The organism is Maritalea mediterranea, assembly GCF_021568695.1.
Lineage (GTDB): Bacteria > Pseudomonadota > Alphaproteobacteria > Rhizobiales > Devosiaceae > Maritalea > Maritalea mediterranea.
In genome coordinates this window covers 1-250 of record NZ_JAKGTI010000013.1, presented here as the reverse complement: position 1 = coordinate 250, position 250 = coordinate 1, and the positions used below count along the sequence as shown (strand labels likewise).

The window sequence follows — 250 nt, the reverse complement described above, 5'->3', positions numbered from 1 at the left end:
TCATGATGTCGCGCACCGGGGTGTTGGACGACGAGCGCCCCTGCAACACGACCTTGCGGGCGTAGTCGCGCTCGGACACGATGCCGCACAGGCGCGCGCCCTGCATGGCCAGGACGGCGCCCACGCCCTTTTCCGCCATCAGCTTGATGGCATCGAGGACGGAGGCATCGGGGGAAACGGCGAAGATCTCAGGAGTCTTGGACCCCAGCAACTGACGAACCGTGCGCATGGCGATCTCCGGGATGGGGAA

Annotated in this window: 1 protein-coding gene; it reads right to left on the bottom strand. The window is 66.0% G+C overall.

Features of this window, described 5'->3' with window-relative positions:
- On the bottom strand, positions 1-229 hold a 229-nt coding region (locus tag L1I42_RS16175), incomplete at its 3' end, for a CBS domain-containing protein (protein ID WP_236115784.1).
- Between the last annotated feature and the right edge of the window lie 21 nt (positions 230-250).